The sequence below is a fragment of the Desertibacillus haloalkaliphilus genome (assembly GCF_019039105.1).
GTDB classification, from domain to species: Bacteria; Bacillota; Bacilli; order Bacillales; family KJ1-10-99; genus Desertibacillus; species Desertibacillus haloalkaliphilus.
The window spans coordinates 1-361 of sequence record NZ_JAHPIV010000423.1 but is presented as its reverse complement, the minus strand read 5'-3'; the positions used below and the strand labels follow the sequence as shown (position 1 = coordinate 361).

General features: G+C 48.8%; 1 protein-coding gene. It reads right to left on the bottom strand.

Translation table 11 applies throughout. The features are described from left to right. The coding region (locus tag KH400_RS22610) for an aldo/keto reductase (RefSeq protein WP_217228469.1) at positions 1–361 on the bottom strand (361 nt) is incomplete at both ends.

Here is a 361-nt window from a genome sequence, read left to right as displayed (position 1 = left end):
ATACGAGCCATATCAGTCGTCGTCAATTGGAAGTCCAAAGCCAAGTTTTGAGCCATACGTGCTGGGTTTCCTGACTTAGGAATCACGGCAACGTTGTGTTGGATTTGCCAACGCAAAATAACTTGCGCGATGCTGACACCGTAACGCTCAGCAATGCCTGCCAAAACAGGATCTTGCAAAACAGCACCACGGCCAAGTGGGCTCCACGCTTGGTGCTGGATACCTAACTCTTCCAAGTAGCCGTGTAGGACATGTTGGTTAAAGTATGGGTGCGTTTCAATTTGGTCAACTGCCGGCATAACCGTTGCCTTCGTCAACAAACGATCCAAGTGGTGGGCTTCAAAGTTTGAAACACCAATAG